The organism is Enterobacter cloacae complex sp. AR_0002, assembly GCF_001922365.1.
GTDB classification, from domain to species: domain Bacteria; phylum Pseudomonadota; class Gammaproteobacteria; order Enterobacterales; family Enterobacteriaceae; genus Enterobacter; species Enterobacter hormaechei_C.
This window is the reverse complement of record NZ_CP018814.1, coordinates 1956264-1979163: the sequence shown is the minus strand read 5'-3', so window position 1 is coordinate 1979163 and position 22900 is coordinate 1956264. Positions and strand designations below refer to the sequence as shown.

General features: G+C 55.3%; 26 protein-coding genes. 15 read left to right on the top strand and 11 right to left on the bottom strand.

What is annotated here, in order from left to right; all coding sequences use genetic code 11:
* Position 1: 1 nt before the first annotated feature.
* The 4 genes from arsC to AM329_RS09755 all read right to left on the bottom strand — a co-directional run bounded on the left by arsC (position 2) and on the right by AM329_RS09755 (position 4264).
* A complete protein-coding gene (arsC, locus tag AM329_RS09775; protein WP_032608927.1) occupies positions 2-427 on the bottom strand; it encodes a glutaredoxin-dependent arsenate reductase in 426 nt (141 codons plus the stop codon).
* 12 nt (positions 428-439) lie between these two features.
* Positions 440-1729 (bottom strand): arsenic transporter, encoded by a 1290-nt coding sequence (locus tag AM329_RS09770; RefSeq protein WP_032608928.1) that lies wholly within the window; start codon positions 1727-1729, stop codon positions 440-442.
* Between the two features lie 40 nt (positions 1730-1769).
* Complete coding sequence (locus AM329_RS09765; RefSeq protein WP_032608929.1) at positions 1770-2090, bottom strand: metalloregulator ArsR/SmtB family transcription factor; 321 nt, start codon at positions 2088-2090, stop codon at positions 1770-1772.
* Between the two features lie 488 nt (positions 2091-2578).
* On the bottom strand, positions 2579-4264 hold the full coding sequence (locus AM329_RS09755; RefSeq protein WP_032610193.1) for an aspartate:alanine antiporter: 1686 nt from the start codon (positions 4262-4264) through the stop codon (positions 2579-2581).
* Between the two features lie 274 nt (positions 4265-4538).
* On the opposite strand from AM329_RS09755, the gene AM329_RS09750 reads away from it, so the two are divergent.
* Positions 4539-4913 (top strand): inner membrane protein YbjM, encoded by a 375-nt coding sequence (locus tag AM329_RS09750; protein WP_032608930.1) that lies wholly within the window; start codon positions 4539-4541, stop codon positions 4911-4913.
* Positions 4914-4943: 30 nt separating this feature from the next.
* Here AM329_RS09750 and AM329_RS09745 read toward each other — a convergent pair whose 3' ends face one another.
* Positions 4944-5213 carry a GrxA family glutaredoxin gene (locus tag AM329_RS09745; protein ID WP_006809455.1) on the bottom strand — a complete coding sequence of 90 codons (270 nt, stop codon included), beginning with the start codon at positions 5211-5213 and terminating at the stop codon, positions 4944-4946.
* A 185-nt stretch (positions 5214-5398) separates the two neighbouring features.
* On the opposite strand from AM329_RS09745, the gene nfsA reads away from it, so the two are divergent.
* From nfsA to AM329_RS09680, 11 genes are all read left to right on the top strand, one after another.
* Positions 5399-6121: a nitroreductase NfsA gene (nfsA, locus tag AM329_RS09740; protein WP_003858388.1), complete on the top strand. Its 723-nt coding sequence runs from the start codon at positions 5399-5401 to the stop codon at positions 6119-6121.
* Positions 6122-6185: 64 nt separating this feature from the next.
* On the top strand, positions 6186-7088 hold the full coding sequence (gene rimK / locus AM329_RS09735; RefSeq protein WP_032608931.1) for a 30S ribosomal protein S6--L-glutamate ligase: 903 nt from the start codon (positions 6186-6188) through the stop codon (positions 7086-7088).
* Between the two features lie 63 nt (positions 7089-7151).
* On the top strand, positions 7152-7628 hold the full coding sequence (locus AM329_RS09730; RefSeq protein ID WP_003858385.1) for a YbjN domain-containing protein: 477 nt from the start codon (positions 7152-7154) through the stop codon (positions 7626-7628).
* A 350-nt stretch (positions 7629-7978) separates the two neighbouring features.
* Complete coding sequence (potF, locus tag AM329_RS09720) at positions 7979-9091, top strand: spermidine/putrescine ABC transporter substrate-binding protein PotF (protein ID WP_023315715.1); 1113 nt, start codon at positions 7979-7981, stop codon at positions 9089-9091.
* 143 nt (positions 9092-9234) lie between these two features.
* On the top strand, positions 9235-10368 hold the full coding sequence (potG, locus tag AM329_RS09715) for a putrescine ABC transporter ATP-binding subunit PotG (protein WP_017693732.1): 1134 nt from the start codon (positions 9235-9237) through the stop codon (positions 10366-10368).
* Between the two features lie 9 nt (positions 10369-10377).
* Positions 10378-11331: a putrescine ABC transporter permease PotH gene (gene potH, locus AM329_RS09710; RefSeq protein WP_003858381.1), complete on the top strand. Its 954-nt coding sequence runs from the start codon at positions 10378-10380 to the stop codon at positions 11329-11331.
* A complete protein-coding gene (potI, locus tag AM329_RS09705) occupies positions 11328-12173 on the top strand; it encodes a putrescine ABC transporter permease PotI (RefSeq protein WP_003858378.1) in 846 nt (281 codons plus the stop codon). Before potH ends, potI begins: the two co-directional genes overlap by 4 nt.
* 42 nt (positions 12174-12215) lie before the next feature.
* The gene (locus AM329_RS09700; RefSeq protein ID WP_087920835.1) at positions 12216-12713 is read left to right on the top strand and encodes a YbjO family protein; all 498 of its coding nucleotides are present in this window, start codon (positions 12216-12218) and stop codon (positions 12711-12713) included.
* A 40-nt stretch (positions 12714-12753) separates the two neighbouring features.
* Positions 12754-13881: a 23S rRNA (uracil(747)-C(5))-methyltransferase RlmC gene (gene rlmC, locus AM329_RS09695; protein WP_032608934.1), complete on the top strand. Its 1128-nt coding sequence runs from the start codon at positions 12754-12756 to the stop codon at positions 13879-13881.
* A 121-nt stretch (positions 13882-14002) separates the two neighbouring features.
* Positions 14003-14710, top strand: a complete 708-nt coding sequence (locus AM329_RS09685; protein WP_022650690.1) for a response regulator transcription factor — start codon at positions 14003-14005, stop codon at positions 14708-14710.
* Positions 14694-16163, top strand: a complete 1470-nt coding sequence (locus AM329_RS09680) for a sensor histidine kinase KdpD (RefSeq protein ID WP_022650691.1) — start codon at positions 14694-14696, stop codon at positions 16161-16163. Before AM329_RS09685 ends, AM329_RS09680 begins: the two co-directional genes overlap by 17 nt.
* A gap of 75 nt (positions 16164-16238) precedes the next feature.
* Here the strand turns inward: AM329_RS09680 and artJ are convergent, their stop codons facing one another.
* The 6 genes from artJ to AM329_RS09650 all read right to left on the bottom strand — a co-directional run bounded on the left by artJ (position 16239) and on the right by AM329_RS09650 (position 20758).
* A complete protein-coding gene (gene artJ, locus AM329_RS09675; RefSeq protein ID WP_015571008.1) occupies positions 16239-16970 on the bottom strand; it encodes an arginine ABC transporter substrate-binding protein ArtJ in 732 nt (243 codons plus the stop codon).
* Positions 16971-17143: 173 nt separating this feature from the next.
* The gene (gene artM, locus AM329_RS09670; protein ID WP_003858369.1) at positions 17144-17812 is read right to left on the bottom strand and encodes an arginine ABC transporter permease ArtM; all 669 of its coding nucleotides are present in this window, start codon (positions 17810-17812) and stop codon (positions 17144-17146) included.
* Positions 17812-18528, bottom strand: coding sequence for an arginine ABC transporter permease ArtQ (artQ, locus tag AM329_RS09665; protein WP_003858367.1), 717 nt, complete (start codon positions 18526-18528; stop codon positions 17812-17814). Before artQ ends, artM begins: the two co-directional genes overlap by 1 nt.
* A gap of 6 nt (positions 18529-18534) precedes the next feature.
* Positions 18535-19266: an arginine ABC transporter substrate-binding protein ArtI gene (artI, locus tag AM329_RS09660; RefSeq protein ID WP_006174322.1), complete on the bottom strand. Its 732-nt coding sequence runs from the start codon at positions 19264-19266 to the stop codon at positions 18535-18537.
* A gap of 18 nt (positions 19267-19284) precedes the next feature.
* Positions 19285-20013 (bottom strand): arginine ABC transporter ATP-binding protein ArtP, encoded by a 729-nt coding sequence (gene artP / locus AM329_RS09655; protein WP_006809439.1) that lies wholly within the window; start codon positions 20011-20013, stop codon positions 19285-19287.
* 226 nt (positions 20014-20239) lie between these two features.
* Positions 20240-20758: a lipoprotein gene (locus AM329_RS09650; RefSeq protein ID WP_023315717.1), complete on the bottom strand. Its 519-nt coding sequence runs from the start codon at positions 20756-20758 to the stop codon at positions 20240-20242.
* 97 nt (positions 20759-20855) lie between these two features.
* On the opposite strand from AM329_RS09650, the gene AM329_RS09645 reads away from it, so the two are divergent.
* The 3 genes from AM329_RS09645 to AM329_RS09635 all read left to right on the top strand — a co-directional run bounded on the left by AM329_RS09645 (position 20856) and on the right by AM329_RS09635 (position 22899).
* Entirely contained in the window at positions 20856-21179 is a 324-nt protein-coding gene (locus AM329_RS09645; RefSeq protein ID WP_003858361.1) for a heavy metal-binding domain-containing protein, read from the top strand.
* Positions 21176-22006, top strand: a complete 831-nt coding sequence (locus tag AM329_RS09640) for an N-acetylmuramoyl-L-alanine amidase (protein ID WP_032608935.1) — start codon at positions 21176-21178, stop codon at positions 22004-22006. Before AM329_RS09645 ends, AM329_RS09640 begins: the two co-directional genes overlap by 4 nt.
* Before the next feature lie 269 nt (positions 22007-22275).
* Positions 22276-22899 carry a helix-turn-helix domain-containing protein gene (locus AM329_RS09635; RefSeq protein WP_022650695.1) on the top strand — a complete coding sequence of 208 codons (624 nt, stop codon included), beginning with the start codon at positions 22276-22278 and terminating at the stop codon, positions 22897-22899.
* Position 22900 lies beyond the last annotated feature (1 nt).

Here is a 22900-nt window from a genome sequence, read left to right as displayed (position 1 = left end):
GTCAGGAGATTTTTTTCCCGCTGGCGTCAACGACGACTTCGCCATCTTCCTTCGTAAATGCCCCTTTTTGCGCGTCCGGAAGGATGTCGAGAACGGCTTCAGAAGGGCGGCACAGACGGGTACCCAGCGGCGTCACCACAATCGGACGGTTAATCAGAATAGGGTATTGCAGCATGAAATCGATAAGCTGGTCGTCGGTGAAATGTCCCTGTGAAAGGCCCAGTTGCTCATAAGGCTCGACGTTTTTGCGCAGCAGATCGCCTATGGAAATCCCCATATCTGCAATCAGCCTGGTCAGTTCATCACGCGACGGTGGGTTATCAAGATAGAGAATAATTTCGGGTTCCGTACCGCTGTTGCGGATCATCTCCAGCGTATTGCGCGACGTGCCGCAGGCCGGGTTGTGGTAGATAGTGATATGGCTCATATCCGTTACTCATTACAGTGTGAAGGAGAGACGTAGCGCCAGCGCGGCAAGCGTCACAAAGAGAACTGGCAGCGTCATTATGATGCCCGTCCTGAAATAGTAGCCCCAGGTAATAGTCATGTTTTTCTGTGCCAGCACATGAAGCCATAGCAGGGTAGCCAGGCTCCCGATGGGGGTAATTTTCGGCCCCAAATCGCAGCCAATCACGTTAGCGTAAATCATCGCCTCTTTAACCAACCCTGTTGCAGCACTACCCTCAATGGAGAGCGCGCCAATCAGCACCGTTGGCATATTGTTCATTATGGATGACAGGAAGGCGGTGATAAATCCGGTTCCCAGCGTGGTGACCCAGAGTCCGTACCCGGCTAAGTAATCAAGAACGCCTGAAAGAGACTCCGTCAGCCCGGCGTTGCGCAGGCCATACACCACCAGATACATCCCCAGCGAGAAGATAACAATTTGCCACGGCGCGCCGCGCAGCACTTTTCCGGTGTTAATGGCGTGCCCGCGTTTAGCAACGGCAAACAAAATCAGCGCGCCAGTTGTTGCGATAGCGCTGACCGGGATACCCAGAGGTTCAAGAACAAAGAAACCGACGAGCAGTAGCAGCAGCACGATCCAGCCCGTTCTGAACGTTGGCAGGTCGTGAATGGCCAAAGCAGGCTCGCGGAGTTTTGCCAGGTCATATTCGGGGGGGATTTCATTTCGGAAGAACAGATGCAGCATCACCAGCGTTGCGGCAATCGCAGCGATATCAACCGGGATCATCACCGAGGCGTATTCGCTAAAGCCCAGCTTAAAGAAGTCAGCTGAGACGATGTTGACCAGGTTGGATACAATCAGCGGCAGGCTGGCGGTATCGGCGATAAATCCCGCCGCCATCACGAACGCCAGCGTGGCCTGCTTGCTGAACCCCAGCGCCAGCAGCATGGCGATAACGATAGGCGTCAGGATCAATGCCGCACCGTCATTGGCGAACAGCGCCGCCACGGCCGCACCCAGCAGCACGATCCAGGTAAACAGCAACCGCCCGCGACCGTTTCCCCAGCGAGCAACGTGCAGCGCCGCCCACTCGAAAAAGCCGGACTCATCCAGCAGCAAACTGATAACGATTACCGCGATAAACGTGGCCGTCGCATTCCAGACGATATTCCACACCACAGGGATATCGTTAATGTGGATCACGCCGCTCATCAGCGCCAGCGCGGCGCCAATGGTCGCGCTCCAGCCGATGCTGAGCCCTCTGGGTTGCCAGATGACCAGCACCAGTGTGAATAAAAAAATCGCTCCTGCCAGAAACATCTTTTACTCCGTTATATCTGTTTTTGTGAATGTGTCGTGGTCAGCAAGGGCCCGGGAGGCGGTTTTTCAGCTTCATACGTGTCTCTTCTCGCAGGCAGTTCCAGCTGTTATCGATAACGGTTGCCGCCCACGCGGGCATGTTGGGAGAGAGACGGTAGTAGATCCATTTACCCTCACGACGATCGATGACCAGCCCGGCCTCGCGCAGTAAGGCCATATGGCGCGAGACTTTCGGCTGCGGCTCGTTGGTAGCGGAGCAGAGATCGCAGACGCACAACTCGCCCGCCTCACGCAGAAGCATGACGATGGAGAGGCGCGTTTCGTCGGAGAGGGTTTTGAAGAGCTGGATGGGGAGTAGCATCGGGTGATCCTGCGTGGTTTTTTGTCATATTCATTAAATCATATATGTTTGTGGCGAGTGAGGGAACTATCTCCTTTCAGGCTGTGCTTTTTGCTATGGGATCATTCTTCTGGTTTGAAAGTACATGGATGAAATTCGCCGGGTGTTTTGGGGCGTTGATAGTCGGCTATGTGCTTTCATACGGAGCTGCAAAAATTAGAGGTGGGTGAGCTTTAAAGCTCGATTTTGAGGAATCAAATCTGACATGCAAAAAATCTGTCGCCATTATGTCGCCAATGACCCAATGCTATGTATGTAACTGATTGAATTTAATGGTTTATTTTTTAAGGCAACAAAAAACCCATCAACCTTGAACCAAAACGGCGGGGTTGATGGGCTCCACAAATTGGGGACATCAAAGAAAAGCAGTGGCACTAGTTATGACTGCCCCCTGATAAAAAAGTTCTGCGCGTAACGAAAATAATTTTCACCACGCGCAAACTTGAGACTTATCCGAGTCCTGGCCAGATGATGATGATCAGCGTACCTGCCAGCGTGAGCAGTACGTTAGCGATAGCATAGGTGCCCGCATACCCCAGTGCCGGGATGTTGCTGCGCGCGGTGTCGCTGATGATCTCCATCGCCGGTGCGCAGGTGCGCGCGCCCATCATCGCGCCGAAGAGCAGGGCGCGGTTCATGCGCAGCACGTAAGCGCCGAACAGGAAACAGATCACCACCGGTACCAGGCTGACGATAAGTCCGGAAACCAACATTTGCCAGCCGACCGCGCCCAGGCCGTTGCCAATGCCGCTCCCGGCGCTTAAGCCGACACCCGCCATAAAGACCATCAGACCGAACTCTTTCACCATGTTCAGCGCACCCTGAGGGATATAGCCGAAGGTGGGATGGTTCGCTCGCAGAAAGCCCAGCATGATCCCGGCGAACAGCAGACCGGCTGCGTTACCAATGCCGAAGCTAAAGTTGCTGAACTGGAAGGTGATCATTCCGATCATCAGGCCGACAATGAAGAAGGCGCAGAAGGCTAACAGGTCCGTCACCTGGCTGTGGATCGAGATAAAGCCGATACGATCGGCAACGGTTTTAACACGTCGGGCATCGCCGCTAACCTGCAACACATCGCCTTTATTGAGCACCACGTTATCGTCGATAGGCATTTCAATCTGGCTGCGGATCACGCGGTTGAGGAAACAACCGTGGTCGGTCAGCTTCAGCTGTGCCAGACGGCGGCCCACGGCATTGTGGTTTTTCACCACAATCTCTTCGGTGACAATACGCATGTCCAGCAGGTCGCGGTCAAACACCTCTTTCCCGTTGCGGAAGCTCGGATCGAGACGCGCGTGGGCGTCCGGGTAGCCAACAAGGGCGATGTCATCGCCCATCTGGAGCACCGCGTCACCGTCCGGGTTTGCCAGAATGCCGTTACGACGGATACGTTCGATGTAGCAGCCGGTCTGACGGTAGATCCCCAGCTCGCGCAGGTTTTTCCCGTCGGTCCAGGCAACCAGCTCCGGCCCGACGCGGTAGGCGCGGATCACCGGCAGGTAAACTTTACGTTTGGAGTCCGTGTCCAGGCCGCGCTCGCGGGCGATGGTCTGGGCGCTGGTCTGGAGATCCTGATGCTGAAGTTTTGGCAGATAGCGCGCGCCAACAATCAGGCTCACCAGACCAATCAGATAGGTCAGGGCATAGCCCAGACTCAGGTTGTCCAGCGCGGAGGAAAGCGGCGTGCCGGCCATGCCAGAATGACGAAGCGTATCCCCCGCGCCGACAAGCACCGGTGTGGAGGTCATCGAGCCTGCCAGCATACCGGCCGTTAAGCCGATGTCCCAGCCAAACAGCTTGCCCAGCCCTAACGCAATCAGCAGGGCGCTGCCGACCATCACCAGAGCCAGCATCAGGTAATTTTTGCCATCTCGGAAGAAAATGGAAAAAAAGTTCGGACCGGCTTCCACGCCTACGCAAAAAATAAACAGCATGAAACCTAAGTTAAGCGCGTCCGTGTTAATACTGAAATGTTGTTGACCTAATAACAGGGAGACGACTAAAACGCCAATGGAATTACCAAGTTGAACTGAACCCAGGCGTAATTTACCCAGACAAAGGCCCAGCGCCAGTACCACAAATAATAACAGGATGTAATTCCCATTTAACAAGTCTGCGACGTTTATATTCACGGAGGCTAACTTCTTGTTTACCAGTAAGTTGTTGAATGAAAGGACTATTTGGGCTACTGTTTTCAGAGTCAGGGAATCACTTTGCATCTCCCTGCTTCCTGATAAATACCCTAAACACTAGCAGTCGGTTAGTTTAATCGTAATAGCTACCGACAGCCACCTATTATCGCACGACTTCTGTGCGTGCTTTGGCAAGGATTGCCGCATTGCTTTATCTGACTGGGCGTTCACCGGACGATTTTTGTATTTGATAGAGATAAGTCAGGAGGATAGTTTGAACTTTAAACGAAACTGGGCTGGCGTAATCAGCTGTTTTTTGCTGTTTACGGTCGTTTGCATGTCACTCGCTTTTAACGTGAAAGGCGCCTTCAGAGCGTCCGGTCATCCCGAGCTGGGCCTGTTGTTCTTCATCCTGCCGGGGGTAGTAGCCGGTTTTCTCTCACGTAAAGGCGAGGTGGTGATGCCGCTTATTGGGGCAATGCTTGCGGCCCCGCTCTGCCTGCTTCTGATGCGCGTGCTGTTTCTCTCGTCGAGAAGCGTCTGGCAGGAAGTGGCGTGGCTACTGAGTGGCGTTTTCTGGTGTGCGCTGGGCGCGCTCTGTTTCTTATTTACGCGCAGCCTGCTGCAACAGCGGAAGCAACGTAAATAAAAACGCCCTCAGGGTGAGGGCGTCTTCGCATTACTGAGCCGCAAACAGGCCCAGGTGTTCTTTGGCGTAGGCCTCAAAATCGGTGCAGCCGCCGATGTGTTTCTGATCGAGGAAGATCTGCGGCACGGTTTCAACCGGTTTACCCACAGTTTTTTCCAGATCGGCTTTAGTGATGCCTTCCGCGTGGATATCCACGTAACGGAAGTTGAAATCATCACGTTCTTCAGTCAGTTTTTCTGCCAGCTCTTTCGCGCGTACACAGTAAGGGCATCCTGGACGACCAAAAATTACTGCAAACATTTCTCTCTCCTCAAAAAACAAGCCTGACGGCGAATAGCGCCTATAGTGCACGATAACCTGCCGTCATGGAAAGAAGGTTTCACCTGTCACTTTGATACAGTCAGGCTATGTTTCGCCAATTACATCAGGTGGATCATTGCCTATACTGGCTGCCATACGTTTTACGCAACACAAAGAGAGACAAAATGACGCCAACCATTGACCTGCTTCGTTCCCACCGTTCCATTCGCCATTTCACCGATGAGCCGATTACCCAGGCGCAGCGGGACGCGATCATCGACAGCGCAAGAGGCACCTCCAGCTCCAGCTTTTTGCAGTGCAGCTCCATTATCCGCATCACCGATCCGGCGATGCGTGAGCAGCTGGTAACGCTGACGGGCGGACAAAAGCACGTTGCCCAGGCGGCTGAGTTCTGGGTGTTCTGCGCCGATTTTAACCGTCACCTGCAAATCTGTCCTGAGGCCGAGCTGGGGCTGGCGGAACAGCTGCTGCTGGGCGTTGTGGATACGGCACTGATGGCGCAAAACGCGTTCACGGCGGCGGAATCACTGGGGCTTGGCGGCGTCTATATTGGCGGGCTGCGTAACAACATCGAAAGCGTGACGGAACTGCTGAAGCTGCCGAAACACGTGCTGCCGCTGTTTGGTCTGTGCCTCGGCTGGCCGGCGGATAACCCGGATCTGAAGCCGCGCATTCCTGCTGCGATGCTGGTGCATGAAAACCACTACCAGCCGGTCGACCAGGACGTTCTGCATCAATACGATGAAGAGCTGGCGAACTACTATCTGACGCGCGACAGCAACAACCGCCGCGACACCTGGAGCGACCATATTCGTCGCACCATCATCAAGGAGAACCGCCCGTTCATTCTCGACTACCTGCACAAACAGGGCTGGGCAACGCGGTAGTCCATTCCTCCTGCGCCTCGTGTATGATAGGCAGGCTTTTACCATGTCTTTAGAGAGGTGCAGGGTGAAAATTGCCATATTGTCCCGGGATGGAACGCTCTATTCATGTAAACGCCTGCGAGAAGCGGCGGCGAAACGCGGACATCAGGTTGAAATCCTCGATCCGATGTCCTGCTATATGAACATCGACCCTGCGGCGTCGTCGATTCATTACAAAGGCCGCAAATTGCCGCATTTTGATGCGGTAATTCCACGTATTGGCTCCCAGATCACCTATTACGGCACGGCCGCGCTGCGCCAGTTTGAAATGCTGGGAAGCTATCCGCTCAATGAATCCGTGGCGATTTCCCGCGCCCGCGATAAGCTGCGCTCGCTGCAACTGCTGGCGCGCCAGGGGATCGATCTGCCCGTCACCGGGATTGCTCACTCCCCGGACGACACCAGCGATTTAATCGACATGGTGGGCGGTGCGCCGCTGGTCATTAAGCTGGTGGAAGGTACGCAGGGTATTGGAGTGGTACTGGCGGAGACGCGTCAGGCGGCGGAAAGCGTGATCGATGCGTTTCGCGGTCTGAATGCCCATATTCTGGTGCAGGAGTATATTAAAGAGGCTAAAGGGTGCGACATCCGCTGCTTTGTGGTGGGCAATGAAGTGGTGGCCGCCATAGAGCGGCAGGCGAAAGAGGGCGATTTTCGCTCTAACCTTCACCGCGGCGGTATCGCACGGGTGGCCCTTATCAGCGAGCGCGAGCGTGAGATTGCGGTGAAAGCGGCGCAGACGCTGGGCCTGGACGTGGCGGGGGTCGATCTGCTGCGTGCCGACCGCGGGCCGTTGGTGATGGAAGTTAACGCCTCGCCGGGGCTGGAAGGGGTGGAAAAAACCACAGGCGTCGATATTGCAGGTAAAATGATCGCATGGATTGAACGCCATGCGACGCCGGGATTTTGCCTGAAAACGGGCGGTTAAATGGATCGGCGCGCACTTTTTGCGTAATCTGGACAACGTTTTTATTTAAGAGGCTGCACTGCGATGGATTTACAGGTCGTACCTACACTGGATACGTTACGTCAATGGCTCGATGATGCCGGTATTACTTTCTTCGAATGCGACTCCTGCCAGGCGCTGCATCTGCCTCACATGCAAAATTTCGACGGCATTTTCGATGCCAAAATCGATCTGATTAACGACGTGATCCTTTTCTCCGCGCTGGCTGAAGTAAAGCCGTCCGCGCTGCTGGCGCTGGCATCCGATCTGTCAGCGATCAACGCCAGTTCTTTGACGGTGAAAGCGTTTCTTGACATACAGGATGATAATCTGCCAAAGCTGGTGGTTTGCCAGTCTTTATTCTCCGGCGCGGGGCTCTCCTTCAAGCAGTTCGCCTGGTTTATGCGCCTGAGCGAAGAGCAAATTTCCATGGTCATGATGGAAGCCAACGCACATCACCTGCTGTATAGCGCGGAAGATGACGCCGAGAATAATGATGCATCTCCCAATTTTCTCCACTAAGCCTGTCTGACTTTTGCGCAGTCGCTGCCAGAGCGGCTGCATAACACCGTTTTTTCTGCTGCTTTTAACCTTTCTTTAAAGAATTTTTCACCTCCTCTCCGGCCGTTTCGGCTTATCACGTAGACATAATCTGCATAAAAAATTGATAAAAGGCGTTTTTTCGTCTGGGCTATAGCCGGAGACACGGGCTACAGTTATTCTTGCGGTGCTTAAAAAAGCGAGCGGAACCTGCCGGGATGAGGGGGGTATTTTATTTCGGGCAGAGCGACAAACTATGCATGATTATTGCATATCTTCAGGCTGCACAGTTTTGGTTCGTTTGTTAACGAACTTTCAGAAGGAATAACAATATGATCGCCTTGAATAAAAAATGGTTATCGGGTCTGGTTGCGGGTGCTCTGATGGCCGTCTCTGCCGGCACGCTCGCTGCGGAACAAAAAACGCTGCACGTCTATAACTGGTCTGACTATATTGCGCCGGACACCGTCGCGAATTTTGAAAAAGAGACCGGCATTAAGGTTGTCTACGACGTGTTCGATTCCAACGAAGTGCTGGAAGGCAAACTGATGGCGGGCAGCACCGGTTTCGACCTGGTGGTGCCGTCGGCAAGCTTCCTGGAGCGTCAGTTGACCGCTGGTGTCTTCCAGCCGCTGGACAAGAGCAAATTACCGAACTGGAAAAACCTCGATCCGGACGTGCTGAAGCTGGTGGCGAAGCACGACCCGGACAACAAATACGCGATGCCTTACCTGTGGGCGACCACCGGTATTGGCTATAACGTGGATAAAGTCAAAGCGGCGCTGGGCCCGGACGTCAAGCTGGACAGCTGGGACGTAGTGCTGAAGCCGGAAAACCTCGAGAAGCTGAAAAGCTGCGGCGTCTCTTTCCTCGATGCGCCGGAAGAGATTTTCGCCACCGTGCTTAACTATCTCGGCAAAGATCCAAACAGCAGCAAGGCCGACGACTACACCGGTCCGGCGACCGACCTGCTACTGAAGCTGCGTCCGAATATTCGCTACTTCCACTCCTCTCAGTACATCAACGACCTGGCGAACGGGGATATCTGCGTGGCCATCGGCTGGGCGGGCGACGTCTGGCAGGCGGCGAACCGCGCGAAAGAGGCAAAAAACGGCGTGAATGTTTCCTACTTCATTCCGAAGGAGGGGGCGCTGGCGTTCTTCGACGTCTTCGCTATGCCGGCTGATGCGAAAAATAAAGAGGAAGCGTATCAGTTCCTCAACTACCTGATGCGTCCGGACGTGATTGCTCACATCAGCGACCACGTCTACTACGCCAACGGTAACAAGGCCTCCGTGCCGCTGGTGAGCGAAGAAATCCGCAATAATCCGGCGATCTACCCGCCAGCCGATGTGTTTGCCAAGCTCTTCACCCTGAAAGTGCAGGAACCAAAAATTGACCGTGTGCGTACCCGCGCGTGGACCAAGGTGAAAAGTGGTAAGTAACGGCGTTTGATATCGTTGCCCGGTGGCGCCGTCGCTTACCGGGCCGACAAATCCCGTAGGCCGGGCAAGCGTTAGCGCCGCCCGGCGATGCGCACCCTGACGGTGCGTTTGCACCAGTGTTGATCTATGCCGGAGAGCACCCCGTGAATGACGCGATCCCCCGCCCGCAGGCGAAAGTCCGTAAAGCGCTGACCCCGCTTCTTGAAATTCGTAACCTCACCAAATCCTTCGACGGCCAGCATGCCGTGGACGATGTCAGCCTGACGATCTACAAAGGTGAAATTTTTGCTTTGCTCGGCGCATCCGGCTGCGGTAAATCGACCCTGCTGCGCATGCTGGCCGGGTTTGAACAGCCCACCGCCGGGCAGATCGTGCTGGATGGGGTAGACCTCTCCAGCGTGCCGCCGTACCAGCGGCCCATCAACATGATGTTCCAGTCCTATGCCCTGTTCCCACACATGACCGTCGAGCAGAACATCGCCTTCGGCCTGAAGCAGGACAAACTGCCGAAAGCCGAAATCACCGCGCGCGTGGCGGAGATGCTGAGCCTGGTGCATATGCAGGAGTTTGCGAAGCGTAAGCCGCATCAGCTTTCCGGCGGCCAGCGTCAGCGCGTGGCGCTGGCAAGAAGTCTGGCGAAGCGTCCAAAATTATTACTGCTCGACGAGCCGATGGGCGCGCTGGATAAAAAGCTGCGCGACCGGATGCAGCTGGAAGTGGTGGATATCCTCGAGCGCGTTGGGGTGACCTGCGTGATGGTGACTCACGACCAGGAAGAGGCGATGACCATGGCCGGGCGCATTGCGATCATGAATCGCGGTAAGTTCGTGCAGATCGGCGAGCCGGAAGAGATTTACGAACACCCGACAACCCGCTACAGCGCGGAGTTCATCGGCTCGGTGAACGTCTTCGAAGGGCTGCTGAAGGAACGCCAGGACGACGGTCTGGTGATTGAATCGCCGGGGCTGGTGCACCCGCTGAAGGTTGATTCTGATAACTCCGTGGTGGACAACGTGCCGGTTTACGTTGCCCTGCGCCCGGAAAAAATCATGCTATGCGATGAGCCACCCGCCGATGGCTATAACTTTGCCGTGGGCGAAGTGGTACACATTGCCTATCTCGGCGATCTGTCGATTTACCATGTCCGCCTGAAAAGCGGCCAGATGCTCAGCGCCCAGTTACAGAACGAACACCGGTATCGCAAGGGACAGCCAACCTGGGGCGACGAAGTGAGCCTCTGCTGGGATGCGGACAGTTGCGTAGTCCTGACGGTATAAGGAGCGGTCATGAGTACACTTGAACCTCCAGCCCGCGTCAAAAAACCGGGCGGTTTCGCGCTCTGGCTGGCGCGCATACAGATGGCGCATGGCCGCAAGCTGGTCATCGCCATGCCCTATATCTGGCTGATCCTGCTGTTTCTGCTGCCGTTCCTGATCGTCTTTAAGATCAGCCTGGCGGAGATGGCGCGGGCGATCCCACCGTATACCGATCTGTGGGAGTGGGCCGACGGGCAGCTGACGCTGACCGTAAACCTCGGTAATTTCCTGCAACTGACCGACGATCCGCTCTATTTCGAAGCCTATTTGCAGTCGTTACAGGTTGCGGCTATTTCTACGATCTGCTGCTTGTTGATGGGCTACCCGCTGGCGTGGGCAGTGGCGCACAGCAAGCCGTCGACGCGAAATATTTTACTGCTATTGGTCATTTTACCGTCGTGGACGTCGTTCCTGATCCGCGTGTACGCGTGGATGGGGATCCTGAAGAATAACGGCATACTGAATAACTTCCTGCTGTGGCTTGGGGTGATCGACCAGCCGCTGACGATCCTGCATACCAACCTTGCGGTGTATATCGGGATTGTCTATGCCTATCTGCCGTTTATGGTGCTGCCGATCTATACGGCGCTGACGCGTATTGATTACTCGCTGGTGGAAGCCTCGCTGGATCTCGGCGCACGCCCATTGAAGACTTTCTTCAGCGTCATTGTCCCTCTCACCAAAGGCGGAATCATCGCCGGATCGATGCTGGTGTTTATCCCGGCTGTTGGGGAGTTTGTGATCCCGGAACTGCTCGGCGGCCCGGACAGCATCATGATTGGCCGCGTGCTGTGGCAGGAGTTCTTCAATAACCGCGACTGGCCGGTGGCCTCGGCGGTGGCGATCGTCATGTTACTGCTGCTGATCGTGCCGATCATGTGGTTCCACAAACATCAGCAGAAACAGATGGGAGACCACGGATGAACAACTTACCGGTAGTACGCTCCCCGTGGCGAATTGCGATCCTGATTATCGGCTTTACCTTCCTGTATGCGCCGATGCTGATGCTGGTGATCTACTCGTTCAACAGCTCTAAGCTGGTCACCGTCTGGGCGGGCTGGTCGACGCGCTGGTACAGCGAGCTGTTCCACGATGATGCGATGATGAGCGCGGTGGGGCTGAGCCTGACCATTGCGGCGCTGGCGGCGACGATGGCCTGCGTGCTGGGCACGATTGCCGCGCTGGTGATGGTGCGCTTTGGCCGTTTCCGCGGGGCAAATGGTTTTGCGTTTATGATCACCGCCCCGCTGGTCATGCCGGACGTGATCACCGGACTGTCGCTGCTGCTGCTGTTTGTCGCGCTGGCGCACGCCATCGGCTGGCCAGCGGATCGCGGGATGCTCACCATCTGGCTGGCGCACGTCACCTTCTGTACGGCATATGTGGCGGTGGTCATCTCCTCGCGGCTGCGCGAGCTGGATCGCTCCATTGAAGAGGCGGCGATGGATCTCGGCGCCACGCCGCTGAAGGTCTTTTTCATCATCACGCTGCCGATGATTATGCCGGCGGTGATCTCCGGCTGGCTGCTGGCGTTCACGCTCTCGCTCGACGATCTGGTTATCGCCAGCTTTGTGTCGGGACCGGGCGCGACGACGCTGCCGATGCTGGTCTTCTCCAGCGTGCGGATGGGGGTGAATCCGGAGATCAACGCCCTGGCCTCCATCATCCTTGGCGTGGTCGGAATTGTCGGATTTATCGCCTGGTATTTGATGGCGCGCGCGGAAAAACAGCGTGTGCGCGATATCCAGCGTGCAAGACGCGGCTGAAGGAATTACTATTTCCAGTGATGTGCCGCGTATGACGCGGCACTGTTTTTCAGGGAAGTAAAAACATTGGGATTCTTACAAAAAACACGTCATTCGCACGCCCGTCCGAACGTCCCTGCACTGGTGCAGGTGGCGGCGCTCGCCATTATTATGATCCGCTGTCTGGATGTGCTGATGATAATGAACACGCTGGGTCCGCGCGGAATGGGGGAATTTATTCACCGCAGCGCGCAGACGTGGAATCTGACGCTGGTGTTTCTCAGCAGCCTGATGCTGGTGTTTATTGAGATCTACTGTGCGTTCTCGCTGGTGAAAGGCCGTAACTGGGCGCGCTGGGTGTATCTGCTGACGCAGATCACAGCCGCAGGCTACCTGTGGGCCGCCTCGCTGGGCTATGGCTATCCGGAGCTGTTCAGCATACCCGGTGAGTCGCGACGTGAGATTTTCCATTCACTGGTGATCCAAAAACTGCCGGATATGCTGGTTCTGTTCCTGCTATTTGCACCAGCTTCGAGCCGGCGGTTCTTCCGCCTGCAATAATGTGTATAATCGCAGCCCTCTTGTTTCTTAAGGTTTTCATATGCAGTGCGCACTCTACGACGCCGGACGCTGCCGCTCCTGTCAGTGGATAGAACAGCCGGTCTCTCAACAACTCACCGCCAAAATGGCCAACCTGCAACAGCTGCTGGCAGCACACGCGGTGGGCGAGTGGTGCGCACCCGTCAGCGGCCCGGAGCAGGGCTTTCGCAATAAAGCCAAAATGGTGGTCAGCGGCAGCGTTGAAAAGCCGCTGCTGGGGATGCTGCACCGCGACGGTACGCCGGAAGATTTAACCGACTGCCCGCTGTATCCCGCCTCGTTTGAGTCGGTGTTTAGCGCTCTGAAACCGTTTATCGCCCGGGCGGGGTTAACGCCCTATAACGTTGCCCGCAGGCGCGGCGAGCTGAAATACCTTCTGCTGACCGAAAGCCAGATCGACGGCGGGATGATGCTGCGCTTTGTGCTGCGTTCGGAAAACAAGCTGGAGCAGCTGCGCGCGGCACTTCCGGGATTGCAGCAACAGCTTCCGCAGCTCAAGGTTATCACCGCAAATATTCAGCCGGTGCATATGGCGATCATGGAAGGGGAGAAAGAGATCTTCTTCACCGAACAGCATGCGCTGGAGGAGCGTTTTAACGGCGTGCCGCTGTGGATCCGTCCGCAAAGCTTCTTTCAGACTAACCCCACCGTCGCCAGCGCGCTGTACATCACCGCGCGCGACTGGGTGCGTGCGTTACAGGTTCATCACATGTGGGATCTGTTCTGCGGCGTCGGCGGCTTTGGCCTGCACTGTGCCACGCCAGACATGCAGCTCACCGGCATTGAGATCTCCGCCGAAGCGATTGCCTGCGCGAAGCAGTCCGCCGCGGAGCTGGGGCTGACGAATCTGCACTTCCAGGCGCTGGACTCCACGCAGTTCGCGACCGGGCAGGGCAACGTGCCGGAGCTGGTGCTGGTGAACCCGCCGCGCCGGGGCATCGGCCAGGCGCTCTGCGACTACCTGAGCCAGATGGCGCCGGAGTACATCGTCTACTCCAGCTGTAACGCGCAGACCATGGCGAAGGATATCGCCAGCCTGCCGGGCTACCGCATCGCGCGCGTTCAGCTTTTCGATATGTTCCCCCATACCGCCCATTATGAAGTGTTGACGTTGTTAACCAAAGCGTAGGCCGGGTAAGGCGAAGCCGCCCCCCGGCATAAACCCCACACAATGTTCAACAAAATGTGAACTCTTCCCCCCGGTGAAATCGGGTAAGCTTAAGCCATGAGAAACAAATAAAGGCTTACCCATGAAGCAGATCCTGCTGGTAGAAGATGACCACGATATCGCGGCACTCCTGCGTCTTAACCTGGAAGATGAAGGCTACGCCATTACCCACGAGCCCGACGGGGGCAACGCCTTACAGCGTCTTGAAACACAGCCGTGGGACGCGGTGATCCTCGATCTGATGCTGCCGAATGTTGATGGTCTGGAGATTTGCCGCCGTATCCGCCAGATGACCCGTTACCTGCCCATTATCATCATTAGCGCCCGCAGCAGTGAAACTGACCGTATTACCGGCCTGGAAACCGGGGCGGATGATTATCTGGCAAAACCTTTCTCGGTGCAGGAGCTGATTGCCCGCATTAAGGCGCTGTTCCGCCGACAGCAGGCGATGGGCCAGGCGCAGACGGACGGCATTATTCAGGCGCACGGTCTGACTATCGATCCGCTGGCGCGCACCGTGCGTCTTAACGGTCAACACGTCGATCTCACTCCGCGTGAATTTGAACTGCTCTATTTTTTTGCTCGCCATCCTGGAGAGGTCTTTTCACGTCTGGCATTGCTGGAGCAGGTGTGGGGGTATCAGCACGAAGGCTACGAACACACCGTCAACACCCATATTAACCGCCTGCGCATCAAAATAGAAAAAGATGCCGCCGAGCCGGAGATCGTTCGCACCGTTTGGGGCAAAGGCTACAAATTCGCGGAGCAGAATCATGATGCGTCGCTTTAGCCTGAGCCAGCGCCTGACGCTGCTGTTTACGGTGTTACTGCTGCTCTGCGCCACCGTCGCCTGTGCGGTGCAGCTCTACAGTAGCATGCAGTACGGCAACGCGATGGTGCAGCGGCTCTCCGGCGGGCTGGCGCAGCAGATTGTGCAGCGGGAAGCGATTCTGGATTCGCAGGGCAGGGTGGATCGCAGCGCCTTAAAACCGCTGTTCGACCGGCTGATGACCTTTAATCCGAGCGTCGAGCTGTATGTTGTCTCGCCTGATGGCGATATCCTGGCCGATGCCGCCCCGCCGGGGCACATTCAGCGGCAAAAAATTGACCTCGCGCCGATACAGAATTTCCTGAGCGGGACGGTGATGCCGGTGTTTGGCGACGATCCCCGAAGCCAGAATAAGAAAGTCTTCAGCGCCACCCCGCTGCGGCAGGACGGCGAGCTGAAGGGGTATCTGTACATTATTTTGCAGGGGGAAGAGTCCAACGCGCTGGCGGAGATGGCCTGGCACAAAGCGCTCTGGAGTACGGCGCTGTGGTCGATGCTGCTGGTGGCGCTGTTTGGTCTGCTGGCGGGGGTGCTGCTCTGGTACTGGGTGACGCGCCCGGTTAAAGAGCTCACGCTGGACGTGGCCGGGCTGGAGCAGGACAGCATCAGCGCGATTAAGCAGCTGGCGGCCCAGCCGCTTGAGCCTGCCGGCCAGGATGAAGTGGCGATCCTGCGCAATACCTTTATCGAGCTGGCGCGCAAAATCACCTCTCAGTGGGATCGGCTGGCCGACAGCGACCGCCAGCGCCGGGAGTTTATCGCCAACATTTCGCACGACTTACGCACCCCGCTGACGTCGCTGCTGGGTTATCTGGAAACGCTGTCGCTCAAATCCGCCACGCTGTCGCCGCAGGAGCATCAGCAGTACCTCGCTACCGCGCTGCGTCAGGGGCAAAAGGTACGCCATCTGTCGCAGCAGCTGTTCGAGCTGGCGCGTCTTGAGCACGGCGGCATCAAGCCCCAGCGCGAACGTTTTGCCATGGCTGAACTGATTTCCGACGTGGCGCAGAAGTTTGAGCTTACCGCCCGCACGCGCGAGGTGAACCTGCGTATTGATGTGCCGGGGCGATTGCCGCTGGTGAACGCCGACGTGTCGATGATCGAGCGCGTGGTCACTAACCTTCTGGATAACGCCATCCGTCATACGCCGAGCGGCGGAGAAATTCGTCTGGCGGTCTGGCAGGAGAATGAACGACTTCAGGTCGAAGTGGCAGACAATGGTACGGGCGTAGATGCCTCGCTGCGCGACGATTTGTTCCAGCGGCCTTCAGCGTTAAATCCTCAGGCGTCGCGAGAGAACCGTGGGGGATTAGGGCTGTTAATCGTGAAGAGAATGCTGGAGCTGCACGGCGGTGGGATCAGGCTGATGGAGTCCGTGAGCGGGGCGCGGTTCAGGTTCTTTGTACCGCTATGAGAAATTGCCGGGTGGCGCTGCGCTTATCCGGTCTACAGACCACCCCCGCAGGCCAGACCACCCGGCAAAAAGAGATTACTGAGGGAACCACTGCTCGCTGATTTTCTGGTACGTACCGTCAGCTTTGATCGCTTTCAGCGCGCCGTTCAGTTTCTCAAGCAGAGCCTTGTTATCCGGACGCACGGCAATACCGAGGCCAGTGCCGAAATACTGCGGATCGGTCACTTTCTCCGTCGCTGTACCCAGCTGCGGGTTGGTTTTCAGCCACTCATTCACGACTGCGGTGTCGCCAAATACGCCATCGATACGGCCATTTTTCAGGTCGATAATGGCATTCTGGTAGCTGTCGTAGGCCACGGTTTTCACTTCAGGATGCTTGTCCTGGAGGTATTTCTGGTGCGTGGTGCCGTTCTCCATGCCGATGCGCTTGCCTTTCAGCTCGTCGAAAGATTTATAAGCTCCTTTCTTCGCAATCACCACCGCAGAGTTTGCGTAGTACGGGTCGGTGAACGCGACCTGCTTGCTGCGCTCTGGCGTAATGTCCATGCCGGAGATCACCGCATCGTATTTTTTAAATTTCAGGGACGGGATCAGGCTGTCAAATGCGTGGTTAGTAAAGGTGCAGTCGGCCTGCATCTGTTTGCACAGCGCTTTCGCCAGGTCAATGTCGAAACCGACGATCTGGTTGCTGGCATCCAGCGATTCAAACGGCGGATAGGTGGCAGAAACGCCAAAATTGATTTTATCGGCGGCGGATGCGCCAGCGGCGAAGGTTGCGAGTAATGCGGCCAGAACTAACTTTTTCATTGTAATGCTCCCGTCTGTCTTATTGATGCGCCGTGTCTGCGGCCTGGATGTACAATGCCAGTTAATGAATTTATATGCAATAAAAATGATTAAGTATTATTTTAATCACAAAAAAAAGCGGATAACCCATCAGGTTACCCGCTCCATGAATACCGTTTTATGCATTTGCGTGGTTAATTCCTGCGCTCAAACGCTAACGCCTTACGCTCGATAAGACGCATCATCAGCGTCAGCAGACCGTTGACCACCAGATAGACCAGACCCGCCGCACCGAACACCATTACGTCGTAGGTGCGTCCGTACAGCAGCTGTCCGTGGCCCATCACTTCCATCAGGGTGATGGTGTAGGCCAGTGAGGTGCTTTTGAACACCAGAACGACTTCGTTGGAATAGGAAGAGAGCGCGCGCTTAAAGGCATAGGGCAGCAGGATCGCCAGCGTATCCTTCTTGCTCATGCCCAGCGCTCCGCAGGACTGCCACTGGCCTTCCGGGATCGCGCGAATGGCACCGTAGAACAGCTGCGTGGTGTAGGCGGCGCTGTTCAGCGAGAGGGCAATCAGGGCGCAGAGCCACGGTTCAGAGAGCAGGTGCCAGATCACCGGGTATTCCTGTAACGACGGGAACTGCCCCGGGCCGTAGTAAATCAGGAAGATTTGCACCAGCAGCGGCGTACCGGTAAAGAGCGTAATGTAGCCACGTACAATCCACACCAGCACTGGCGTTTTCAGCGTCAGGACGATGGTGAAGATCAGCGCCAGGATCAGCGCCACGATGATAGACGCGACGGTCAGCGTCAGGCTGGTGTGCAGCCCTTTCATCAGTTCGGGTAAATAATCCAGCATCAGCCTGGTCTCCGTTCAAAACGCGTTGCGCGCAGGTCAATACGCTTCAGAACGTACTGGCTCAGCAACGTGATCACCAGGTAGATTGCCGCCGCGACGATGTACCAGGTAAACGGCTCCTGCGTACGGGTGGCGATACTTTTGGTTTGCAGCATCAAATCGTTCACGCTGATCAGGCTTACCAGCGCGGTATCTTTCAGCAGTACCAGCCACTGATTACCCAGCCCTGGCAGGGCATGACGCCACATCTGCGGCATCACCAGGCGGAAGAAGATCGCCGCTTTCGACAGGCCCAGCGCCTGACCGGATTCCCACTGACCCTGTGGAACCGCTTTCAGCGCGCCGCGCAGCGTTTGTGACGCATAGGCTGAATAGAGCAGGGAGAGCGCAATCACGCCGCACAGGAACGGGCTGACGTCGAAGTTCTCGATCTGCATCTGCACCGGGATTTGCGCAAAGCCGAGATTAATCGTGAAGCCGTCCGACAGCGTTAACAGCAGCTGTGAGGAGCCGAAATAGATAAACAGGACCACCAGAATTTCCGGGAGTCCACGCAGCACAGTCACCAGCGCTGAACCGAGCCATGCGACAGGGCGCCACTTAACGGACTCCCACACCGCAAAGAACATCGCCAGTACGAGGCCGATAATCAGTGCACAAACGGCAAGGCCGACGGTCATCCCGGCGGCGCTTGCTAAAGGAAAAATTTCATTCATCAGGAATTACTTCTGGAACCATTTTTTGTAGATGGTTTCGTAGGTGCCGTCTTTCTTCACTTTTTCCAGCGCAGCGTTGAATTTCTGCTGCAACTCGGTGTTGCCCTGACGTACGGCAATACCCAGACCTGTACCGAAGTAGTCTTTATCGGTCACCTTGTCACCCACGGCAGCCAGCTTGTCGTTCGCTTTCAGCCATTCAGTCACGACAGCCGTATCCCCGAACACCGCATCGATACGACCGTTTTGCAGGTCCAGTTTCGCATTCTGGTAGCTGTCATACGGCACGGTGGTGATTTCCGGGTGCTTATCCATGATGAATTTCTGGTGCGTGGTGCCGTTCTGCACGCCGACTTTCTTGCCTTTCAGCAGGTCAACGGAGGCGTATTTACCTTTCTGACCGATGAACAGCGCCGAGTTGTCGTAGTAAGGGGTGGTGAACAGAACCTGCTTCTCACGCTCCGGAGTGATGTCCATACCGGCCATTACGGCGTCGATACGGCGGAACTTCAGGCTTGGGATCAGGCTGTCGAACGCCTGGTTGCTGAAGGTACAGGTCGCGTCGATCTCTTTACACAGGGCATTTGCCAGGTCCACGTCGAAGCCAACAATCTTGTTGTTCGCATCAATGGATTCAAACGGAGGGTAGGACGCTTCAGTGGCGAAACGGATGGTCTGGGCTGCGGTAGCGGAAAGGCTGACGCTAGCAAGCAGCGCGGCAATCAATACTTTTTTCATTATAATTTCCCTAACACATCAGTGTGATAAGTAGTTTTTGAAGGCATCGGTTTGCGGGTTAGTGAAGCAGCTCGCGTCACCCTGCTCAACGATATACCCGTTTTCCATATAGACCACGCGGCTGGCGGTTTTGCGCGCCACTTCCACCTCGTGGGTCACGATGACCTGGGTAATGTTGGTTTCCGCCAGCTCACGAATGATACTCACGATCTGGGCAGTAATTTCCGGATCCAGCGCCGCGGTCGGCTCATCGAACAGCAGCACCGCTGGCTCCATCATCAGCGCACGGGCGATCGCCACACGCTGTTGCTGACCACCAGAGAGATGCAGAGGATAACGGTCGCTGTACGGTTTCAGACGCAGACGTTCCAGCAGCTTTTCAGCGCGCGCCATCGCCTGGTCTTTGCTTAAGCCAAGCACGCGGCACGGGGCTTCAATCAGGTTTTGCACCACTGTCAGATGCGGCCAGAGATTGTATTGCTGGAAAACCATGCCCACGTTTTGACGCAGTTCACGAATCGCTTTATCAGAAGGGGTTTTCGCGAAGTCAAAATGGTTACCGGCGATGGCCAGCGTTCCCGAACGGGGCATTTCAAGCAGATTTAAAACACGCAGAAGGGAGCTTTTTCCCGCGCCGCTTGGGCCAAGCAAAACCAGCGTTTCGCCCTCCGGGCAACTCAGCGTAATGTCGAACAGCGCCTGGTGTGCGCCGTAGAAGCAGTTAATGCCGTTTAGTTTAATACTCATCGGGGCAGTCTTTACTCATCCAGGCAAACTATAGCAATTGAGGCCGCAGATAGTACCGTTGACAGAATAGTTATGCAATATTTATGCGTTAAAAGTTAAATATAACCCGTGTTTACTCTTAAACATAGCACAAAATAGCGACGGGAAAGGGGGGCGAGTATAAATGTCGGCATTCCGCCTGAAATGCCGGACATTTTACGGGGTTAACGTTTATTTAACGGATGCGTTAGCGGTTCTCAATCGACTGGCGAAGGGTGCCTGCCGGGGCATGAACGCTGCCGCCAATGTAGCGTACATCATCTACTGCCCAGCACTGGCCTTCACGGATCATCAGCACCTCATCCTGCCAGGTTTGCGTCCCCTGGGTTAGCTTCACGCGCAGGGGAATATTGCGTGCGTCAGTATTTGGAATGGTGGATGCGCTGGCGACGTCGGCGCTGTCCGGCAGCGTGGCGCGGCTGGAGAACGGATCGGATGACAGCAGGGCGTTATGCTGCGGATCGCGCGAAGCGTCGGTGAGCAGTTTCGCCAGATTATCGCTCAGGTACGGGCGCAGGGCGGTCAGGTCATTACCGCGATGCTGAATACGGTAATCATAAAATTGTTGCGCCACGGCGTCCGGGCCACCCTCAATACAAGGGCCGCTGCGGGTTCCGATATCCTTAAAGGCTGGCGTGACCGGCGTTGTGCAGGCGCTGAGCACCAGCGCGCATGGCACTAAAAGCGTTAAAGCAGAGTAGCGCATGTTGATTTCCTTATTTATTAACTATCCTTTCAATCATAGCGTAACGAACCGATAATGCAGTTGCTAACGCATTGAACGCTAAAGAAGGAGAGAAAGTATGCAGTTTTCAACAACGCCAACCCTGGAAGGTCAACCGATTACCGAGTACTGCGGCGTGGTCACCGGTGAGGCGATTCTGGGCGCGAACATATTCCGGGACTTCTTTGCCGGCATTCGGGATATCGTCGGGGGTCGCTCCGGCGCGTACGAGAAAGAGCTGCGTAAAGCGCGTGACATTGCGTTTAAGGAGCTGGGCGAGCAGGCCAAAGCGCTGGGCGCGGATGCGGTGGTAGGCATTGATATCGACTACGAAACGGTCGGGAAAGATGCCAGCATGCTGATGGTGAGCGTAAGCGGTACGGCGGTGAAAACCCGTCGATGAAGCGTTCGCTCTCAACCCTCCTGCTGGCGATATTGCTGGCAGGATGCGCCTCGGAAGAGGGCATCGTTGATAAAGGCGCGTACGAGCTGGATACGCGCCATCAGGCGCAGGCGGCCTACCCGCGTATAAAGGTGCTGGTTATTCACTACACCGCTGACGATTTCGACACCTCGCTTGCGACCCTGACCGATAAAAACGTCAGCTCTCACTATCTCATTCCCGCAAAGCCCCCAGCTCCACAGGGCAAACCGCGTATCTGGCAGCTGGTCCCGGAGAGCGAGCTGGCCTGGCATGCGGGCATCAGCTTCTGGCGTGGCACCAACCGCATAAATGATACCTCCGTCGGCATTGAGCTGGAAAACCGCGGCTGGCGGCAAACCGATGGCGTGAAAACCTTTACCCCCTTCGAACCGGGGCAAATTGCGGCGCTGATCCCGCTTGCCAGAGACATCATCGCCCGCTACGACATAAAACCGCAGAACGTGGTGGCACACTCGGATATCGCCCCGCAGCGCAAAGACGATCCTGGCCCGATGTTTCCGTGGCGCGAGCTGGCGCAGCAGGGTATCGGGGCCTGGCCCGATCCGGCGCGGGTGAATTTTTATATCAACGGCCGACCGCATTATCAGCAGGTTGATACCGCAGCGCTGCTCGATCTGCTGGCGCGCTACGGTTACGAGGTGCCAGAAAACAGCACGCCCGCACAGCAAAAACGCATCATCATGGTTTTCCAGATGCATTTCCGCCCGCAGTTATGGAATGGCGTAGCGGATGTGGAAACCATGGCGATTGTCGAAGCACTTTTAGAGAAATACGGGCAGGGGTAAACCTTCGGATTACCCCCGAGTGAGTATATTTTCTTAAGTTTCTATCAGATTAATCCTAAGTACAAACTCATTTCATTTTTAGTTAATTGACTTAAAATTATCCCGATTTAAGATGGACACATAGCGCGCTAAGTAATGTAGCGAATTAATCAAAAACTTTACTCTTTTATTTTTATTCTTGAGATTTTCATCAGGTAAAAATTTATGGTTCGGCGTAAATGCCGCGGCCATCTTATTTTAAAAAATCACATCTTAAATCGGGTATAACAATGTTAAGCATCTATGGAAAAAAATTACGTCCACAATATGAAATGGAAAGAATTATTTCTGCAACCGCAGGCGTTGAAGAAAAAACGTTAAAGAAATGGCAGAAAATTTCCACTACTGATTCCGGTTACATTCATGTCATCGTCAGCGGCGAAGTCGAATTTCGACGTGAATCTGACGAACTGTGCATGTTTACTGTCACCGGACAATGCCTTTTCGGCCTATCGTCAATGTATTACAACGCCACCCATATGTACGGCCTTGTCCGGACGAATACGGTCGTTCGCTCGATCAAGAAAGAGGTCTTCGCCCAGCTGATGACCGAAAAAAATCTGTGGCCTGACCTGACCAAAGTCCTTTCCTGGTACATATGCGTGATGAGCAAACGTGATGATGTTCTGGTTGCCCGCAGTGCGTATTCTGTTGTTCGTGAATTTTTATATGAGATTAACGATCTGACTGTTCATCAGCAACGTGATATTAACGTTTATGATTACATTCAGGAATACACTAACCTCGCACGTAGTACTATTATCAAAATCCTCTCCGATCTGAAAAAAGGTCAATATATTGTGGTGGAAAAAGGTCGATTGCTTAACCTCACCGCACTGCCTGAAAAATATTAAT

Bases quoted from the DNA above. Each gene is read 5' to 3' on its own strand.
- AM329_RS09765 (WP_032608929.1), bottom strand. From the start codon at position 2,090: ATGCTACTCCCCATCCAGCTCTTCAAAACCCTCTCCGACGAAACGCGC.
- AM329_RS09645 (WP_003858361.1), top strand. From the start codon at position 20,856: ATGCAGTTTTCAACAACGCCAACCCTGGAAGGTCAACCGATTACCGAG.
- artQ (WP_003858367.1), bottom strand. From the start codon at position 18,528: ATGAATGAAATTTTTCCTTTAGCAAGCGCCGCCGGGATGACCGTCGGC.
- artM (WP_003858369.1), bottom strand. From the start codon at position 17,812: ATGCTGGATTATTTACCCGAACTGATGAAAGGGCTGCACACCAGCCTG.
- potI (WP_003858378.1), top strand. From the start codon at position 11,328: ATGAACAACTTACCGGTAGTACGCTCCCCGTGGCGAATTGCGATCCTG.
- AM329_RS09730 (WP_003858385.1), top strand. From the start codon at position 7,152: ATGGATTTACAGGTCGTACCTACACTGGATACGTTACGTCAATGGCTC.
- artJ (WP_015571008.1), bottom strand. From the start codon at position 16,970: ATGAAAAAGTTAGTTCTGGCCGCATTACTCGCAACCTTCGCCGCTGGC.
- arsC (WP_032608927.1), bottom strand. From the start codon at position 427: ATGAGCCATATCACTATCTACCACAACCCGGCCTGCGGCACGTCGCGC.
- AM329_RS09745 (WP_006809455.1), bottom strand. From the start codon at position 5,213: ATGTTTGCAGTAATTTTTGGTCGTCCAGGATGCCCTTACTGTGTACGC.
- potF (WP_023315715.1), top strand. From the start codon at position 7,979: ATGATCGCCTTGAATAAAAAATGGTTATCGGGTCTGGTTGCGGGTGCT.
- AM329_RS09680 (WP_022650691.1), top strand. From the start codon at position 14,694: ATGATGCGTCGCTTTAGCCTGAGCCAGCGCCTGACGCTGCTGTTTACG.
- nfsA (WP_003858388.1), top strand. From the start codon at position 5,399: ATGACGCCAACCATTGACCTGCTTCGTTCCCACCGTTCCATTCGCCAT.
- AM329_RS09650 (WP_023315717.1), bottom strand. From the start codon at position 20,758: ATGCGCTACTCTGCTTTAACGCTTTTAGTGCCATGCGCGCTGGTGCTC.
- potH (WP_003858381.1), top strand. From the start codon at position 10,378: ATGAGTACACTTGAACCTCCAGCCCGCGTCAAAAAACCGGGCGGTTTC.
- AM329_RS09770 (WP_032608928.1), bottom strand. From the start codon at position 1,729: ATGTTTCTGGCAGGAGCGATTTTTTTATTCACACTGGTGCTGGTCATC.
- artI (WP_006174322.1), bottom strand. From the start codon at position 19,266: ATGAAAAAAGTATTGATTGCCGCGCTGCTTGCTAGCGTCAGCCTTTCC.
- AM329_RS09635 (WP_022650695.1), top strand. From the start codon at position 22,276: ATGTTAAGCATCTATGGAAAAAAATTACGTCCACAATATGAAATGGAA.
- AM329_RS09640 (WP_032608935.1), top strand. From the start codon at position 21,176: ATGAAGCGTTCGCTCTCAACCCTCCTGCTGGCGATATTGCTGGCAGGA.
- artP (WP_006809439.1), bottom strand. From the start codon at position 20,013: ATGAGTATTAAACTAAACGGCATTAACTGCTTCTACGGCGCACACCAG.
- rlmC (WP_032608934.1), top strand. From the start codon at position 12,754: ATGCAGTGCGCACTCTACGACGCCGGACGCTGCCGCTCCTGTCAGTGG.
- AM329_RS09685 (WP_022650690.1), top strand. From the start codon at position 14,003: ATGAAGCAGATCCTGCTGGTAGAAGATGACCACGATATCGCGGCACTC.